General features: G+C 53.8%; 11 protein-coding genes, 3 tRNA genes and 3 rRNA genes. 6 read left to right on the forward strand and 11 right to left on the reverse strand.

Going from position 1 to position 17,472, the window contains the following annotated elements; translation table 11 throughout:
- The first annotated feature begins 265 nt into the window (after positions 1–265).
- From FJD32_RS00180 to FJD32_RS00205, 6 genes are all read left to right on the forward strand, one after another.
- Positions 266–1,808 (forward strand): 16S ribosomal RNA (locus tag FJD32_RS00180).
- Positions 1,809–1,878: 70 nt separating this feature from the next.
- Positions 1,879–1,955, forward strand: a tRNA-Ile gene (locus tag FJD32_RS00185).
- A gap of 137 nt (positions 1,956–2,092) precedes the next feature.
- Positions 2,093–2,168 (forward strand) — tRNA-Ala (locus FJD32_RS00190).
- Between the two features lie 282 nt (positions 2,169–2,450).
- Positions 2,451–5,343: ribosomal RNA gene (locus FJD32_RS00195) — 23S ribosomal RNA — on the forward strand.
- A 221-nt stretch (positions 5,344–5,564) separates the two neighbouring features.
- Positions 5,565–5,680: ribosomal RNA gene (gene rrf, locus FJD32_RS00200) — 5S ribosomal RNA — on the forward strand.
- The 16S, 23S and 5S rRNA genes sit together here with 3 tRNA genes alongside, the layout of an rRNA operon.
- Positions 5,681–5,710: 30 nt before the next feature.
- Positions 5,711–5,787: transfer RNA gene (locus FJD32_RS00205), tRNA-Asp, on the forward strand.
- A gap of 368 nt (positions 5,788–6,155) precedes the next feature.
- On the opposite strand, the gene FJD32_RS00210 is transcribed toward FJD32_RS00205, so the two are convergent.
- The 11 genes from FJD32_RS00210 to cmr1 all read right to left on the reverse strand — a co-directional run bounded on the left by FJD32_RS00210 (position 6,156) and on the right by cmr1 (position 17,467).
- Positions 6,156–6,650, reverse strand: a complete 495-nt coding sequence (locus FJD32_RS00210; protein ID WP_088586297.1) for a hypothetical protein — start codon at positions 6,648–6,650, stop codon at positions 6,156–6,158.
- A gap of 202 nt (positions 6,651–6,852) precedes the next feature.
- Complete coding sequence (gene csm6, locus FJD32_RS00215) at positions 6,853–8,163, reverse strand: CRISPR-associated ring nuclease Csm6 (protein ID WP_140907680.1); 1,311 nt, start codon at positions 8,161–8,163, stop codon at positions 6,853–6,855.
- Positions 8,164–8,189: 26 nt separating this feature from the next.
- Positions 8,190–8,480 carry a CRISPR-associated protein Csx16 gene (gene csx16 / locus FJD32_RS00220; RefSeq protein ID WP_140907679.1) on the reverse strand — a complete coding sequence of 97 codons (291 nt, stop codon included), beginning with the start codon at positions 8,478–8,480 and terminating at the stop codon, positions 8,190–8,192.
- Between the two features lie 11 nt (positions 8,481–8,491).
- A complete protein-coding gene (locus tag FJD32_RS00225) occupies positions 8,492–9,715 on the reverse strand; it encodes a DUF1887 family CARF protein (RefSeq protein ID WP_181159886.1) in 1,224 nt (407 codons plus the stop codon).
- 76 nt (positions 9,716–9,791) lie between these two features.
- Entirely contained in the window at positions 9,792–10,643 is an 852-nt protein-coding gene (gene cas6, locus FJD32_RS00230) for a CRISPR system precrRNA processing endoribonuclease RAMP protein Cas6 (protein WP_181159885.1), read from the reverse strand.
- A 68-nt stretch (positions 10,644–10,711) separates the two neighbouring features.
- Positions 10,712–11,887: a type III-B CRISPR module RAMP protein Cmr6 gene (gene cmr6 / locus FJD32_RS00235; RefSeq protein WP_088586293.1), complete on the reverse strand. Its 1,176-nt coding sequence runs from the start codon at positions 11,885–11,887 to the stop codon at positions 10,712–10,714.
- Between the two features lie 3 nt (positions 11,888–11,890).
- Entirely contained in the window at positions 11,891–12,289 is a 399-nt protein-coding gene (cmr5, locus tag FJD32_RS00240) for a type III-B CRISPR module-associated protein Cmr5 (protein WP_088586292.1), read from the reverse strand.
- Positions 12,290–12,291: 2 nt separating this feature from the next.
- The gene (gene cmr4, locus FJD32_RS00245; protein ID WP_088586291.1) at positions 12,292–13,182 is read right to left on the reverse strand and encodes a type III-B CRISPR module RAMP protein Cmr4; all 891 of its coding nucleotides are present in this window, start codon (positions 13,180–13,182) and stop codon (positions 12,292–12,294) included.
- 3 nt (positions 13,183–13,185) lie between these two features.
- Positions 13,186–14,319, reverse strand: a complete 1,134-nt coding sequence (locus FJD32_RS00250; RefSeq protein ID WP_122040768.1) for a type III-B CRISPR module-associated Cmr3 family protein — start codon at positions 14,317–14,319, stop codon at positions 13,186–13,188.
- Complete coding sequence (cas10, locus tag FJD32_RS00255) at positions 14,313–16,295, reverse strand: type III-B CRISPR-associated protein Cas10/Cmr2 (protein ID WP_140907676.1); 1,983 nt, start codon at positions 16,293–16,295, stop codon at positions 14,313–14,315. Before cas10 ends, FJD32_RS00250 begins: the two co-directional genes overlap by 7 nt.
- Positions 16,292–17,467, reverse strand: coding sequence for a type III-B CRISPR module RAMP protein Cmr1 (cmr1, locus tag FJD32_RS00260; RefSeq protein WP_140907675.1), 1,176 nt, complete (start codon positions 17,465–17,467; stop codon positions 16,292–16,294). Before cmr1 ends, cas10 begins: the two co-directional genes overlap by 4 nt.
- Between the last annotated feature and the right edge of the window lie 5 nt (positions 17,468–17,472).

A 17,472-nucleotide genomic window follows, 5' to 3' on the forward strand; every position in this document is an offset into this window, starting at 1 on the left:
AGTGAGCGGTAACGCAAGCGATGAGGTCAAATGCTCTTTAACAATCTAAACAAGAAATCTGTGTGGACACTCACAGGTGTTGAGTTAATCGAAATTACTCTGCCGTTTGGCGAGTAATCAAAGAATTAAATCAATGAATGAGTGTTCATAGCAATATGTACATACAGTAATGTATGAATTGAAACGCGATGCTTCTTAGGGAGCAAAGCGAATCAAAACAGTAGAATTCATTGAGTCGTTTAACGCGAGTTAAACACAAAACTTTTAATTGAAGAGTTTGATCATGGCTCAGATTGAACGCTGGCGGCAGGCCTAACACATGCAAGTCGAGCGGCAGCACAAGGGAGTTTACTCCTGAGGTGGCGAGCGGCGGACGGGTGAGTAATGCCTAGGGATCTGCCCAGTCGAGGGGGATAACAGTTGGAAACGACTGCTAATACCGCATACGCCCTACGGGGGAAAGAGGGGGACCTTCGGGCCTCTCGCGATTGGATGAACCTAGGTGGGATTAGCTAGTTGGTGAGGTAATGGCTCACCAAGGCGACGATCCCTAGCTGTTCTGAGAGGATGATCAGCCACACTGGGACTGAGACACGGCCCAGACTCCTACGGGAGGCAGCAGTGGGGAATATTGCACAATGGGGGAAACCCTGATGCAGCCATGCCGCGTGTGTGAAGAAGGCCTTCGGGTTGTAAAGCACTTTCAGTAGGGAGGAAAGGGTGAGTCTTAATACGGCTCATCTGTGACGTTACCTACAGAAGAAGGACCGGCTAACTCCGTGCCAGCAGCCGCGGTAATACGGAGGGTCCGAGCGTTAATCGGAATTACTGGGCGTAAAGCGTGCGCAGGCGGTTTGTTAAGCGAGATGTGAAAGCCCTGGGCTCAACCTAGGAATAGCATTTCGAACTGGCGAACTAGAGTCTTGTAGAGGGGGGTAGAATTCCAGGTGTAGCGGTGAAATGCGTAGAGATCTGGAGGAATACCGGTGGCGAAGGCGGCCCCCTGGACAAAGACTGACGCTCATGCACGAAAGCGTGGGGAGCAAACAGGATTAGATACCCTGGTAGTCCACGCCGTAAACGATGTCTACTCGGAGTTTGGTGTCTTGAACACTGGGCTCTCAAGCTAACGCATTAAGTAGACCGCCTGGGGAGTACGGCCGCAAGGTTAAAACTCAAATGAATTGACGGGGGCCCGCACAAGCGGTGGAGCATGTGGTTTAATTCGATGCAACGCGAAGAACCTTACCTACTCTTGACATCCACAGAAGACTGCAGAGATGCGGTTGTGCCTTCGGGAACTGTGAGACAGGTGCTGCATGGCTGTCGTCAGCTCGTGTTGTGAAATGTTGGGTTAAGTCCCGCAACGAGCGCAACCCCTATCCTTATTTGCCAACACGTAATGGTGGGAACTCTAGGGAGACTGCCGGTGATAAACCGGAGGAAGGTGGGGACGACGTCAAGTCATCATGGCCCTTACGAGTAGGGCTACACACGTGCTACAATGGCGAGTACAGAGGGTTGCAAAGCCGCGAGGTGGAGCTAATCTCACAAAGCTCGTCGTAGTCCGGATTGGAGTCTGCAACTCGACTCCATGAAGTCGGAATCGCTAGTAATCGTGGATCAGAATGCCACGGTGAATACGTTCCCGGGCCTTGTACACACCGCCCGTCACACCATGGGAGTGGGCTGCAAAAGAAGTGGGTAGCTTAACCTTCGGGGGGGCGCTCACCACTTTGTGGTTCATGACTGGGGTGAAGTCGTAACAAGGTAGCCCTAGGGGAACCTGGGGCTGGATCACCTCCTTACCTATACGACTAACTCGATGTTTGTTGAGTGTTCACACAGATTTGCTTGATAGAAGATAGAGTAAAAGATGGGTCTGTAGCTCAGCTGGTTAGAGCGCACCCCTGATAAGGGTGAGGTCGGTGGTTCAAGTCCACTCTGACCCACCAATCCTTCCTTCTCAGCGTTGGAAAGTGACTCGTTTAGTGAACTAAACGTCGCCACTGTCCGCTTTGATAAGAAATGATTGGCAAACCAATCCTTTAAGAGGTTTGGAACATCTTATTTACTCGCACTGCATGTAAATGGGGCTATAGCTCAGCTGGGAGAGCGCCTGCCTTGCACGCAGGAGGTCTGCGGTTCGATCCCGCATAGCTCCACCATTTACTGCATTATGGTTAGAGATGCCAAAGATAAACTAAAACATTATCTTTGGCTTTTTTAAGCCCGCTCTTTAACAATTTGGAAAGCTGATAGTAATTAATACAATGATGTCTGTCGTTGTGTTAATACGAAAAAAATTGAGTTCTTAAAACACTTGTTAAGTGTCTTGAATATTCAAGTCTAAGGCGAGTCCATCTTCTTGGTCGAAGATGAGACAAGTAAAACCAGCTGGTCGCAACAATTCAAGTGGCTCACGTAAGTGAAACCTATTTGGGTTGTATGGTTAAGCGACTAAGCGTATACGGTGGATGCCTTGGCAGTCAGAGGCGATGAAGGACGTAGTAACTTGCGAAAAGCGTTGGCGAGCTAGTAACAAGCATTTGAGCTAACGATGTCCGAATGGGGGAACCCGGCCGCATAAGCGGTCATCATGTGGTGAATACATAGCTACATGAGGCAAACGAGGGGAACTGAAACATCTAAGTACCCTTAGGAAAAGAAATCAACCGAGATTCCCCTAGTAGCGGCGAGCGAACGGGGATTAGCCCTTAAGTCAGAGGGGTGTTAGTGGAATGGTCTGGAAAGTCCAGCGGCACAGGGTGATAGCCCCGTACACGAAAACTAACCTTTGATGAAAACGAGTAAGGCGGGACACGTGATATCCTGTTTGAATATGGGGGGACCATCCTCCAAGGCTAAATACTCCTGACTGACCGATAGTGAACCAGTACCGTGAGGGAAAGGCGAAAAGAACCCCTGTGAGGGGAGTGAAATAGAACCTGAAACCGTATACGTACAAGCAGTGGGAGCGGTTCTTGAGACCGTGACTGCGTACCTTTTGTATAATGGGTCAGCGACTTACGTTTTGTAGCGAGGTTAAGCGAATAGCGGAGCCGTAGGGAAACCGAGTGTTAACTGCGCGTTTAGTTGCAAGGCGTAGACCCGAAACCCGGTGATCTAGCCATGGGCAGGTTGAAGGTTGAGTAACATCAACTGGAGGACCGAACCGACTAATGTTGAAAAATTAGCGGATGACTTGTGGCTGGGGGTGAAAGGCCAATCAAACCGGGAGATATCTGGTTCTCCTCGAAAGCTATTTAGGTAGCGCCTCGAGCGAATACCATTGGGGGTAGAGCACTGTTAAGGCTAGGGGGTCATCCCGACTTACCAACCCTTTGCAAACTCCGAATACCAATGAGTACTACTCGGGAGACAGACGGCGGGTGCTAACGTCCGTCGTCAAAAGGGAAACAACCCAGACCGTCAGCTAAGGTCCCAAAGTGTATGTTAAGTGGGAAACGATGTGGGAAGGCTTAGACAGCTAGGATGTTGGCTTAGAAGCAGCCATCATTTAAAGAAAGCGTAATAGCTCACTAGTCGAGTCGGCCTGCGCGGAAGATGTAACGGGGCTAAACATACCACCGAAGCTACGGGTGCAATTCATTAGAGTTGCGCGGTAGAGGAGCGTTCTGTAAGCCGTTGAAGGTGAAGGGGTAACCCACACTGGAGGTATCAGAAGTGCGAATGCTGACATGAGTAACGATAAAGGGGGTGAAAAACCCCCTCGCCGAAAGACCAAGGGTTCCTGTCCAACGTTAATCGGGGCAGGGTGAGTCGACCCCTAAGGTGAGGCCGAAAGGCGTAATCGATGGGAAACAGATTAATATTTCTGTACTTCCGCTAACTGCGATGGAGAGACGGAGAAGGCTAGGCTAGCGCGGCGTTGGTAGTCCGCGTTTAAGGTGGTAGGTGGGTGACTTAGGCAAATCCGGGTCACTATACACTGAGAGCTGATGACGAGTCCCCAAGGGGATGAAGTAGTTGATGCCATGCTTCCAGGAAAATCTTCTAAGCTTCAGGTTAGCGGGAATCGTACCCCAAACCGACACAGGTGGTCGGGTAGAGAATACCAAGGCGCTTGAGAGAACTCGGCTGAAGGAACTAGGCAAAATGGTACCGTAACTTCGGGAGAAGGTACGCTCTTGTTGGTGATGAGACTTGCTCTCTAAGCTGACGGGAGTCGCAGATACCAGGTGGCTGCAACTGTTTATCAAAAACACAGCACTGTGCAAACTCGCAAGAGGAAGTATACGGTGTGACGCCTGCCCGGTGCCGGAAGGTTAATTGATTGGGTTATCGCAAGAGAAGCTCATGATCGAAGCCCCGGTAAACGGCGGCCGTAACTATAACGGTCCTAAGGTAGCGAAATTCCTTGTCGGGTAAGTTCCGACCTGCACGAATGGCGTAATGATGGCCACGCTGTCTCCAGCCGAGACTCAGTGAAGTTGAAATTGCGGTGAAGATGCCGTATACCCGCGGCTAGACGGAAAGACCCCGTGAACCTTTACTATAGCTTGGCACTGAACATTGACCCTACATGTGTAGGATAGGTGGGAGACTATGAAGTTGGAACGCTAGTTCTGATGGAGTCATCCTTGAAATACCACCCTTGTAGTGTTGATGTTCTAACTTGGCCCCATTATCTGGGGTAAGGACAGTGCCTGGTGGGTAGTTTGACTGGGGCGGTCTCCTCCCAAAGAGTAACGGAGGAGCACGAAGGTTGGCTAAGTACGGTCGGACATCGTACGGTTAGTGCAATGGCATAAGCCAGCTTAACTGCGAGACAGACACGTCGAGCAGGTACGAAAGTAGGTCATAGTGATCCGGTGGTTCTGAATGGAAGGGCCATCGCTCAACGGATAAAAGGTACTCCGGGGATAACAGGCTGATACCGCCCAAGAGTTCATATCGACGGCGGTGTTTGGCACCTCGATGTCGGCTCATCACATCCTGGGGCTGAAGTCGGTCCCAAGGGTATGGCTGTTCGCCATTTAAAGTGGTACGCGAGCTGGGTTCAGAACGTCGTGAGACAGTTCGGTCCCTATCTGCCGTGGGCGTTGGATGATTGAGGGGAGTTGCTCCTAGTACGAGAGGACCGGAGTGAACGAACCGCTGGTGTTCGGGTTGTCATGCCAATGGCATTGCCCGGTAGCTATGTTCGGAATCGATAACCGCTGAAAGCATCTAAGCGGGAAGCGAGCCCCAAGATGAGTCATCCCTTGGACTATAAGTCCACTAAAGAGCCGTTCGAGACTAGGACGTTGATAGGTCAGGTGTGTAAGCGTTGTGAGGCGTTGAGCTAACTGATACTAATGACTCGAGAGGCTTAACCATACAACCCAGATGGGTTTTACTAAGTAGCACTTAGACGAATAGAAACACTTAAGAAGTGATACTCAATACAGCTTTCTAAATTAACAAATAAAGGTTAATTACGCAGGTAATTGTACGGCAGACAAAGCCGTGACGAGCGAAGGGCGGAGTGTACGGTAGTACATGAGTACTGGAGTGAGGAGACAATGCCGTCAGACGTAGAATTAACCAGTAAGAATTTGCTTGGTGACAATAGCATTGTGGTCCCACCTGATCCCATCCCGAACTCAGAAGTGAAACGCAATCGCGCCGATGGTAGTGTGGGGTCTCCCCATGTGAGAGTAGGTCATCGCCAAGCGCCTAATTTGGTCTATGACCAGACAGAGTTGGAGCGGTAGTTCAGTTGGTTAGAATACCGGCCTGTCACGCCGGGGGTCGCGGGTTCGAGTCCCGTCCGCTCCGCCAACATTCATGAAGCCCATGCTATTAATTAGCATGGGCTTTTTGATTTTAATCCGTGTACAATCCCATTCCTCCCTTCGTGACCGTGACCAACATGTGACCATTTCGTGACTTAGACTTACGTTTAACCGAGGGTCATTTTCTTAATCTTTGTAGATTAAATGATGTATCAGCCGATTTCGATTTTACTATTTAGAGTTGAAAATTCTTAATGCTAGCTAAAGTGACTTACTTTTTTAACCCTAAAAATTTGTGCAGAGTATAGGAAAGTATCTAACTTGGTTCGAGTAAAGTCTTAACATAGGTATATAAAGACTATTGTGTCAGGGGAAGACGTTATTGCTACTGGCATCTACTACAGAATACTTAAGTTAGTATGGTGTACCAACAATAACTTTTGTTTTAAGTAGCCCAGCTATCGTACGTTGGTAGTGATAACCATCTTCCGTCGAACGCCCTACTGGCTTGTCCAATAGAGATGATGCCAGACTAGCGTGGATCAAGAACTTATGTCCACCACAGTGGCATAAAACGAAACGTTCTGCTCGTTCAGAAAGCTCCATCCAAGTACGAGGTAGATCTGCACAAATTAGTCGTTGCAGAGCATGACGAGCACGTTTGCCATGTTGACGGCAAGTAGCCATTGCAACTAATTTCCAGCCACGTTTTGCCTTGAATAAAGTCAAAGCTATTAAATGTCCTCTGTATAGAACCAGCCGCCAACGTTGGGTATCGATTAATAGCTCTGCAGGCTCGTTATAGTGGAGTCCACCACTAACATCAGCATAACTTTTTTCGAGCAAATCCCAAACCTGTGCAAGATATTGTTGCATCCGTTGTTTGTCGGTGATGGTTATTGTTTTCATTGAGCTCCTGAGTATCAAAAGTTACAGGAGCAATACTAATGTTATTCTCTATTTTTGAATTTTTGACCAATTGGTTGCTTCATTTGAGACTTTCCTAAAATTACTTATATTCGAATTCAATTACGACATATCCAATGTAATAACAGTAAGCAATATTGGCAGTCATTAAAGCTATGAGCCAGAACTAATCGATGCTCACTTTTCACTTAAAGTGGATTTGATGAGGTAATAACTTGAGCCCTTTAAACTCGTAGGATGTACGTTGGCCCTCTTCTTTGATGCTGCTGACTGTGACTATTTGGTAATAGCGGGCCAGGCGGAGTCCCAACGCATGGGTCAGGGCTTCATTTGTATCCTTGTGCAGCCGTACCCAGAGGTTTTTATGGTTCTTGAGCAAAGTCGCAAGATCCTGAGATGAATGTTTTGCGTACAAAAACTGGGTAGTGCCATTGTCTTGCAGCAACCATCGATTACGATATATCCGCTTGTCACTGGGAATACCGGCAGCATTAAAATGCTCCTCTTCTCGTTGGTTCATGCGAGAGACTGCATCCGTGGCCTCTTCAAAGAGATCCCCGAGTGAACCCTTCACATCAATCTTGATCGAAGGATGGATTGCTGCTCGGAAGAAGGCCGCCAGCCGCCCGTCAAGCTCCCGCTCTGTCATCCCTTCACGTGGTGCATCGATCCCTTCGCCTGGGTTTTCTTTGCTATCTTGTGCCAGCCAGCTATAGAAGGCAAAGCAGTCCGGTTTCAGGGGGATTTCTATGTCATTACACCAGAGACTCATATGGTCAAAGTCGAGGGTGACACTGGCGCACTCAAAGGTAAGAGCATTAGCCCGGTTGATGCGTTCCACCGTCTGGGTGTAGCTGAGTTCATCACGGTGGATCAGGTCGGTTGGCATCTCCTCCCGCATCAGCACCAAGGGGATGGTTGCCAGGGTCACTTCGGCCTGACTCAGGTCATGTTGTCCCTCTTTTTTTGCATCCGCACGCCAGACTGGGATCGGCGTCGGGTAGTAAAAATCGGGCACCCGCTCATAAGGTTCGCTTACCAGCACATGGCTCAGGCAATCTTGCGGGCGACCAAAAAGGCTCATGGCATAGCCCAGAGCAAAGCCCATAGTTTTGCGGCCACCGGCCAGCGAGGCGTGAATTGCCAGATCCGGATCGGCGGTGAGGGTGCGAACATGACGGGTGATGAAGTCGGTAATGATCTCCTGCTCGCGCTCGCTGCGTACATCCTCGAGGGGGAGACCATCGTCACTGTAAGGCACCTTGATGTCGGCCAAGGTAAAAATAAGCGGTGGCAGTTGGTAGTCCTGTTGCAGTCGGGTCAGCGGATTGTCATCACCCAACAGATTTTTGACCAGCCGCTCGCGCCCCTCGCCAGTTGTAATCACCTCGATGCGTGAGGGATATTTGGTTGGATCCTTGCGGTAAATACCATAGAGGGTCTCAGTGATGATTTGTGGGCTCATGCCTGAAACAGCCAGTAGCATGTATTCCATAGAGATTCCTTAATGAGTCGTGAAATTCAAAGCAGTGCGTGGACTTGGTATTCGGTCAACGAGGCACCCAGTTTATCTAGTTGGTCTGCGCTTAGTTCCTGACCCCGCAGCTCGGAGGGAACGGACACCGAGAGATGGAGATAGCGAGCACCACGTCGCTGTACCTCTGCCACCATGGGGAGCGGCAGGGTTCCGATCACCCGATCGCCAGCACAGATAAGTGCCGGATCGAGGTGGGGCAAGATGGCATCGATGGCCAGCGACTGGCGTTGGCACCATGCGATGGCGCCGGGATGACGGCTGACAAGGTAGTTCATGAGGCCCCAGCTTATTGCATCTTGTTGAAGTAGCTCTGCAAGGTGGTGTGGATTGCCTGGCCATCCGCCCTGTCGCAGATTTCGATACGGTTATCCTTTGCTCGCTGTACCATCTCGTCCGGCAAGGGGCGGGCGCTGATCAGCAGGCGCTCGCCAAACAGTCCCCCCAGTTTGCGTCCTAGGCTCTCGAGCTTGAGTATCACATCCTGATTGGTGTTCTCTCCCTGCTGGTGTGGTCCCCAGTTCTTGGCCTTGCATTCGATGGTGAGCAGCTGGTTGTTGTGACAGATTAGCACATCGAATTCGTTGTTTTTACCGCGAACACTCTGTTGCCGGAGCGCTTCGGTCTGCCATTCACCTTCGACACTCATGGCCACCTCGCTAAAGCCGCATTCCTGTGCGGTGAGGTAGGTCAGCTCCTCGAGCCAGCGACCGGCTAGATAGCGGCAAGCGTCTTCGCTGGTAAATTGCAGTAATTTGTTGTGAGCTGCAGACCACAGTAACAAGCCCTCTTGCTGCAATCTTAAGCAGAGTGCTTCAGCATCTTTATTGGGGGTTTTATCCAGTTCAGCTCGGTAGTCGTGCAGATCCACCGCCTTGTGAGCGGCGCCTTGCAAAGGGCCAATAAAGTAGCGGCATTCCCGTTGAAATTGTTTGCCCAGATAACGGGTCAGCTCGGCGCGAGCCTGGATCTCGTCATCATTGTGTTTGCCTATCCAAGTTTGTCGTTCAAAACCGTTGGCGGCTAGCATCTCGTCCATAGAGAGCACTGGCTCCCACTTCAGGGCGTAATCGACCCCGTCGTTGAGTAAAGGGATCTCAAGGTTCTGGCTATCGACGTAGAAGATAAGAGCACGGTGAATGCCGCCGCTGGCGCTCTCTGGATGCTCACTGTTAAAGCGGTTGAAGGCGTTGGCAAACACCAGCGCCATCGGTTTGGTGCCACAGGTGGCGTTCAGTATCCAGCGTGCGTTGCCATGATGGGTCTCCAGCCAGTGGATAAGTGCCTGTGCTTGCTCTTGCAGTTGTGCCGGGCGATGGCTACTGCTGCCTTCACTGGTCCAGAGAATGGGCATTCCACGCCCATTGTAGAGATGTTTTAGTGTTTCGGCCTTTTCGCGCTGGGTGTTGTCACCCAGCACTAGCACGACTCCCTGACATTCTTTATCGGCAAAGGTCGGGATCAGATTTGGCAGCAACTGATCGGAGACCAGATTTATATGTATTGTTTGCATACGAACTCCTTGAGTTTGAATGATTGCCATTATGCGTCACAGAATGCTCTCTCTGACTCTGGCCAATTGGTGGGATTCAGGGGCGACACGCCAGCTGCCATTCGATGGCGCCATAACCGAAGCTGGTCTTGTTGCCAAGCTGGATCCACTCTCCCAAAGCCAACCAAGGGAGCAACCGCTGGATATCGCCTTGATAGGCCCAACGCCCGCGCAGCCCCTCTATGCTGTGGTGTTGTCGCTGTCGCGCTGAATACCGTGTCAGAGGGGCGCTCTGGGTGTGATCCCAGCACAGAGTTATCTGCTCCAGCCCGTTAAGATAGCTTTGTACCGCTTGACGCTCATGTTCGCTGTGGGGACCGACTAGAGCCAGCAAGCGACGGCAGAGTGTGCGGCCGAGCAACAAGGCTGATGGTGCTGTGGTCACCGGATTACCCGCCTCTTTGATATGTAGACGGGTACGGGCGTGTAGTTGTACTAGTGCAGGTGTGGCCTCGCTGCACAGTGCTGCTGCGGCCAATATGGCTTCCTCAAGGGTGGTTGTTAGCGGAGCTAACAGGTGGTCGGGGGCTTGCCGGCTCCAGATCAGCCTTGTGCCGAGTGGTGTGCGCTGAGTGAGCTCCTGCAGAGTAAAGCCTATGCGTCGTTGTCCCCAGCCTCGCTCTCCCATCCTTTGCAGTGATGACTTGATGCCCTCAACGTCCCTGGCCAGAGTGTTAAACAGGGTGAGACCAAAGGTGAGGGACTCTCCTTGTTGCCATTGGTTCCTTGTATGTGGTGGATGTAGCGAGAGGGGGCGGACAGCCCCATGCTCCAGCGGCCCATAGGCATCCTGCCATAAACGTGGGGCAGCCTCTTTCATCGCCCAGCCTAGACTGCCATGCAGCAGGTTGCCAGCCTGCTCATCCAGCGATCCCGCGGCATCCATCATGACCCGACATTCCAGACATATGAGGTCTATCTTGCGGCATAGGGAAAATAGGGTCTCCAGCGACATGGTCACTCCTTGAGCTGTGCCAGCAGAGCTTTACGTTCACGGGCCTTCTCTTTTTTGCTGATCTGGGTCCAGACGCTACTCTGTTCGATCACTGTGGCCAGCGCGAGTCGCTCATCGATTGACCAACTATCACGCAAGGCGGTATTGACCAGATCTGCAATCTCGTTGTTAAACCCCTCTTTGAACTGTTTGTCCGCTCTGGCACTGAGGCGCTCGGCAAGATCGGCCACGTTCAACTGGTTGGGGCTCATGCTAGCCCGTTCAAGTTGACGTTTGCGATCGGCCTGTTGCTGGCGGCGCTGCTCTTGCAACGCCCCCAACAACCGTTCGCCACTTTGTGGTTGTGTGGCCTCGAGTTTTGTCATCACCCCGTAACCCAGCGCCGTTTTGGCGCCGATACCGAGCGTGGTCAGGGCGTCATCGAGTTGTTCCATTACTTTGCCGAGTTGCGATTGGCTTGCATCGTTTCGCGCGGCCAGCGTGAACAGGAAGGTGGCCTCTTTAACGGCGAGAAAGGTGATGGGAACCGGGCTTTGCCAATCCGCAGGGACCGTATCGGGTTTCCCGGGCTGACTGGCACCTTTCTCATACCAGTCTCCCGCATGGGGGGTCATTACATCCAGCGTCAGGGTAGTGGGGGCAAGCGGCAGGGCATCGAAAAAAATCAGCGTGCCCATGTAATGCGCCTCACTTTGCTCTCGGTCACTGCCAAAGAGGTCTGTAATCTCTTCCTTCGAGAAAATATCGCTGGCCCAGGTGGTGAGCCAGGCTCGCAGCATCCCTTTGATGGATGAGGCAGGTAGATAGGGCACCCCTAGGGTGTGATGCCAACGAAAGCCGTTCTCCAGCGGATGGGCTTCGCCAGTACCAGTGACCATGTTCCAGTCGAGCTTGCAGCTGATCGCCTTACCATTGAGCGTCGAGATCAGGGCCAGCTGCCGATTTTTGGCGGACTCAAGCGCTGCGGCATTGCCACAGCGGCCCGTCAGCCAGTCGAGGGGGTGGGTCAGTTTGACCTTGTCCCGTTGCAGCTTGTCTACTTTCCAACCCGTTTCATAGCCGCCAAAAAACCGGTCGAAGAGCAGCCCCTTGTTGGCATCATGACCCCAGAGATCGATATGCTCTTTGGTATGAAAACCGCTCTGATAGAGTGGCACGCGTTGCAGGTATTCTGCCATCCCTTATCCCCTCTCTTTGCTGGCTGAGGATTCCAGCATGGCGCGGGCAAACTTACGCACCCACACCAGCAGGGCGAGGGCTTCGGCCTGGGCCTGTTGATAATGCCTTATGTCACCCTGACATAGGCTCGCCATCAGGGTCCCGCCGCGGTAGATCTGCTGCTCCTGGCAGAGCCACTCTTGCAGCAACTCATAGAGGTAAGTCCAGCCTGCACCATCACTCTTGCCCTGTTTACTCAGGGCAAAGGCCAGGGTCTGGCCGAGACCAGTACGCTGGATCTGGGCCGGTATGCTGTTGGCGACGGTACGGATCTGACGCTGCTTCTCCGGCGTATGGCGCAGCGCTTGCTCCATATGGCGCAGAGCAAAGGCTGCTCGTTGTTGAGAGATGAGTTGTGCCATGGTTACGCCTCCCTGTGCTCAAACTGGGTTAGTTGCAGCCAGCCCATGCCTGTGCTTTCGTTTCCGCCTACTTGCAGGTAGGGGGCATTGCCCAGCAGGGTCTGCGTTGCCTGATTTTTCAGTGCAGCGGCGCCAAGGCCCGAGCCGTCTCGTGCATCAGTCAGCAGCAACAGGGAGTAGAAGAGAGTGTCGGGTGGTAGTGCCTCTTCATACCAGAGCGCACCATCACGCACGCTCTTGGTCTCATAGTCGATAGCAATGTGAGGGTGAACGGGAATGGCTGCCTGGCAGAGATGGGCAAACTGATCATCGTGGATCAGGGTTAGCTGGTTGAGTATTTGCTCGGCATTGAGATCGCAGAAGCGGGCGAGCAGCGCCCCCCAAGGGGTGAGCGTACTTTCTGCGCTGGCAGTGAAGGCATACTCCTCCAGATAGATGCGCCCCGTCTGATCTCCGGCGATTAGGGCCTCTAACTCTCCTACCTTGGGGACAGCAAGGGATTGTGGCTGACCTGCTCGTTTCAAGTCAGCCAACAGGCGGCACAGCAGGGCTGGACAGGTGACATAGCGGGTGTGGCTGGTGAGAGAGCGAACCGGCAGCCAGAGTAGCCTGGCATCAGATACCAGCAGCGCACCGGCGTGGATCTTGTCACTGGTCGCGCCGGCGTGCAGTGAGTCGGGTCCAAATAGCGTTACCAGGCTCAGTTCGGCCTGAGCCCCCTTGGTACGGCTAATCTGGCTGCGCATTGCCCCTTTCAGTGATGAGCCAAAGATCACCGGCCAGCCGGTATGGGCCTCACGCTGGATGGGGAGGTCAACCACTCCATCTTTTTCGCCGCTACCGGCATGGATCCATGTGTGGGCATGCAGCCCGAGCAGAAGAGATGAGTTCATCGGTCACTCCTTGTGAGAATTGGTTTGATTGTCTTGCCACCAGCCCAGAGCCAACGGAATTCGCTGGCCTGCGATATCGAGTGTCAGCATGTGTGTCTCGCCGGGCAGGGGTGCATCGTTAAAGAAAAATAGTGTGCCTGCCGGAAGCTGATTGTGTACCGGGCGTGGCTGGTGGCGGGTCAGATCCCATCCACCTTGGCGCTTCACCTTGCCACAGACCATAGTGATCAGCGACAGCGGATAACCTGCCAGTTCACCGTGCCAGCAATCCAGCCCTTGCAGCTTGTGTTTGTTAAACCCAGGCAGTGGCCACTGCTGCGGGGTAACTGGAATCGGTGCTAGGGTCATGGCCAGTAACTTAGCCTGTTTTGGGGGCATTCCCTGCGCCGTAACAGCTGGCCTATCGACCACTCGCACCTCGGCCATGCGGCCTTCACCGCCGAGGCGTAGCAGCGGCTGGCTAGCCAGATCACGTTGCAATGCCTGCTCCTGTTCGGTGGGGAGGCCATGCAGAGTGACCATCACGGCCAGTTCCCGGCGGGGGCGTTGGTGGCGAGTTTGATAAAGCTGGCCTTCTACCACGGCACGCTTGCTGTTATCGATGGCGATCCCAAGTCGATACTCATCGGCCAGTAACTCTGCAGTTGAAACCACCTTTGTATTGGCCGGAGGCAGTTGTCCTGTCAGCACGCAGGCCAATGTAGTTTGCGGCAACCAGTGATCTTCCAGCGTCTTGACGCCGGGTGGGGCACCTTCGGGTAGAGCCGGCAGGCGGACTTTGCCCAGATCGCAGTTTACAACATCACCAGGCTGCAGCATGACATAACTAGCGTCATTCTCCTTGCCGCGTAACAGGTGGGCGGGGCAGGGTAGATAGTCCTCCCCATCCAGTCTCAGCCAGGGACCTTCAAGTTTGAGTGTTCCCCACTGGTCAGCATCCCCCCACCAGACGGGCAGGCTGGTGAGATCTTCCCAGTCGGCCTCCAGAATATCGCCAAGACGGGTGCGCAGGGCTCCCATTAGAGTGGCCGCCGAAGGGGGGAACTGGTTGCCAAGAGTAGTGCCGCCTTGGCTATCCATCGGACGTGATTCACGGAAAAACCAAGTATCTACTGGGTGAAAGGCGAGTGTCAGCATATTTGCTCCAAAGCAGATTGCACTGCAGTATGATCGGCAGCCAGATAGGCCTCGTGCAGGAAGCGTAGCAGCAGGGCTGCATCTGGGGTGAGTACCTTGCGTGGCGTCATGATTGCCTGCTGATTTTCCAACATTCTGACGTGGGGAGTGCTCAGGCTCACCAGCTCTTCAAACCAGTGTTGATCGAGTGCTTGCTCTTTGGGCGCGGTGCCGAGGCTCTGGCGATACTCGGCCCAGAGCAGGTTGGCGAGCGCTTTCTCGCCAAAGCCGTGGGGCTGGTCGAGACGCAGTTCTTGGATGAGTTTCTGTAGCTTGAACAGGAAGCTGTTGCTGGTGACTCCTTGGGCGAAGTGACCGAGCAGCCATTCCAGCCGGTTTCCCTGTTCTCCCAGTAAAACGTCCCAAGGCTGGCTCCAGCAAAGGTGTGGCTTGTCATGTTTCCAGACTCGGATGGCCAGGGCATCGCGCCCCGTCGTCTCTTTGGCGATATCATCGAGCAGGTGATGCGCATCAAACAGCAAGGCCCGCAGTGGCCATTTGATATGACCGATATTGATAGCACCAGAGAGGGTGCTGACGATGTGGCTCTGGCGTTGGCGATTCTGCAGGGCAAAGCAGTCGCCATAGCACTGCCTGAGGTCGGCTGCACAGGCCATGGCATCGCTGACTCCGAGCAGGGCCAGCACATCATCTCCTCCGGCGTAGACCAGAAAACCGTTATGGCGTTCGACAATGTGCGGTGCCAGTTCGGTAAAGCGGTTGAGGGCTGCACTGATACCTGCCTGCTTGGCAGGATCACTCATCTGACTGCCGAGGCTGTCGCCATCCATCAGCAATACGGCATAGAAGGGGTGTGGAGTGCCGATTGAGGGACACTTCTGTAGATGGTTGAGTGACTGCAGCGCCTTATCAGCTTGATGGCGTTGGCGCAGACGTAGGCTTTCGTCCCTCTCTTGAACCAACTGGGTGGCAAACCAGAGGGTGCCATCCAGAGTGGCTACATCATCCAATCCTGCTTCACTTGCCTTATTCCTTATACCTGGCAGGGCCGACTCACGTTCGTTAGCGATATCGAGCCGAGCTGACGCCAGATCCTGCAAAAAAGATGTCAAAAGATCACGATGCCCCGAGCTGTTGGCCCGTTTGACCATCTTCTCCAGCCAGCGGCTGGCGGCAATATGGGCCAGACTGGGGACGCTGCTGGGCAGGGGCCAGCCGTGCAAGGTCCACTCACCGGGCATTTGCAACTGTAGCTCAGCAAAGTAGCGGGCAAAACGGCGCTTGATATAGGCTAGGGCGCAGAGCGCCTCCCCTTCGCGAATATCTACCATCAGCTCTGCAGCGGGGCCATGACGCACCGTCTCCCAAAACAGCGTGAGCCCCTGCCGGTTTGGTGTGGCAAGGCCTGAAAGCTCCTGCCATCCCTCCATCAGCATGCATTTAACCCCAGGTTCGGCGGGTGGCAGGTGGCTGCGCCAGTTCTTGCGGCGATCCAGCAAGTTACTGACAGTTGCATCCTGACTGAGCACCCAGTTGAGTTCCCAGAACCCTTGGACCTGGCGATCCCAGATAGCGCGGGTGGCGGCTAGGCGTTCCTCACCCAGCTGTGCTTCGAGCGGGGCGAAGTCCCCCTGCCACACCCGTTCGGCCAGACCTTGCCAGGCTTGTTGCACGCTGCTGCAGACAATCATGGGGTCAAAGTGGTGTTCAACTCTGGCACTGAGTGCTTTGAAGCGGTTGGGAATGGTCCCTTGTTTGGGGGCCTCGCCATGACCCTCACCGACCAGCCAGGCCATGTACTCGGGCTGTGGTTTAGGGAAGGCGATCTCCCCTTGCTGTGCCTCAACGGACTTGATGGCCACCGAAGAGAGCCAGCTTAGCAGAAAGGAGCCCGCCCAGAAATCGCGGGTGCGGCGGGCTTGTGCCACAAAGGCCTGTACCGGACCTAGTGTGAAATGAAAATGGCTCTGGTTCATCGAGTCAACTCCTCACCGCCACATTGTTTAATAAAATCCTCGACTACCAACCAGGCGGGGGAAAAGGGGAGGGAGTGGGTCTTCCCTTTATGCTTGATGCCAAGTTCTTCACCCTCGGGCAAAAATTGTGCAGGTAGCAGGGTTGCCAGCATGACTTGGTCGCCGTTTGGAAAGCGATGAAGATGCGCCAGCAGCGGGGAGGCGCGTCGTTCGTGCTGACCGGGGTTGACCTCAACGGTCTGTTTGTTGTCGATAAAAAAGACGTTGTTGGGGAGGCCAAACACGGCGCGCTGCGGCGCTTTATCCGGTCGTCCACCTTCGGTAACGGCGCGCAGAGAACGGCTATCCCCCTTGAACAGCCCTCGTCCCTGTTGACCGCCGGCGAATGCGCTCTTGTCGGAGAGACGGTAACGCATCATCTGCAGCCCGTATTCATTGAGCAGCGCTAGCGGCTCGCGGGCAGGTTTCAGCCCGAGCACCCAGCTGCGACTGGTGGGCCCGAAGGCGGTAAAGGGGGGCAATTCATCGGTGGTGCCTCGGGGTAAATCAGCTAACCAGTGGCGCAACTCGGCCAGATTAGCGGGAACCGGCAAAGGCTGTTTGTTCAAGGTGAGTGTCTGCAGGGAGAGTGAGCCGAACCCCTTGCGGGCACGGGCACCGACGCTACCGAGCAGCCCCAATGCCATCACAGCCCGAACCAGCCCATCCTGCTCGTCATCCTTAAGCGTGTCGGCGCGCCAGCTAAGACGTAGTGACATGGGCGCTGAGGACTGCAATCCAGCGCACAGGCTACCGTTATTGCGTTGATGTTGCCCCTGGCCCATCAGATAGACGGCCCCGGGATGGGATTTGGAGAGATCTTGCCCCTTGGAAAAAGCCTGTGCATCGAGCCGCTGTTTGGCGTCGATCCGTAGCAGCACTTTCGACTGCTTGCCGCTCTCTCCAGCAGCTGCGCCAAAGAGGTCAGCTTCAGCTTGATGTAGCGCTTTGAGCGCATTCTGGTCACTGGTATGGCTCTCGCGAAGCCGTGGCCACTGTAAGGCGCGCCACCAGAAACGCAGCGCGCCCTTGATGGCGCTGGGTCTTATGGAGTCGCCCTTCTCCAATGAAGTGTGCCCCGACATGATAAGTGGGGCAGATACCTGCAGTTCTGCAACAAGAGTCTGGATCACGAGCT

It is taken from the genome of Shewanella sp. LC6 (assembly GCF_006385735.2).
Classification (GTDB): domain Bacteria; phylum Pseudomonadota; class Gammaproteobacteria; order Enterobacterales; family Shewanellaceae; genus Shewanella; species Shewanella xiamenensis.

Coding starts and splice junctions, on each gene's coding strand:
- FJD32_RS00210 (WP_088586297.1), bottom strand. CDS start 6,650: ATGAAAACAATAACCATCACCGACAAACAACGGATGCAACAATATCTT.
- FJD32_RS00225 (WP_181159886.1), bottom strand. CDS start 9,715: ATGCAAACAATACATATAAATCTGGTCTCCGATCAGTTGCTGCCAAAT.
- cmr6 (WP_088586293.1), bottom strand. CDS start 11,887: ATGGCAGAATACCTGCAACGCGTGCCACTCTATCAGAGCGGTTTTCAT.
- cas6 (WP_181159885.1), bottom strand. CDS start 10,643: ATGATGGATGCCGCGGGATCGCTGGATGAGCAGGCTGGCAACCTGCTG.
- FJD32_RS00250 (WP_122040768.1), bottom strand. CDS start 14,319: ATGCTGACACTCGCCTTTCACCCAGTAGATACTTGGTTTTTCCGTGAA.
- cmr5 (WP_088586292.1), bottom strand. CDS start 12,289: ATGGCACAACTCATCTCTCAACAACGAGCAGCCTTTGCTCTGCGCCAT.
- csx16 (WP_140907679.1), bottom strand. CDS start 8,480: ATGAACTACCTTGTCAGCCGTCATCCCGGCGCCATCGCATGGTGCCAA.
- cas10 (WP_140907676.1), bottom strand. CDS start 16,295: ATGAACCAGAGCCATTTTCATTTCACACTAGGTCCGGTACAGGCCTTT.
- cmr4 (WP_088586291.1), bottom strand. CDS start 13,182: ATGAACTCATCTCTTCTGCTCGGGCTGCATGCCCACACATGGATCCAT.
- csm6 (WP_140907680.1), bottom strand. CDS start 8,163: ATGGAATACATGCTACTGGCTGTTTCAGGCATGAGCCCACAAATCATC.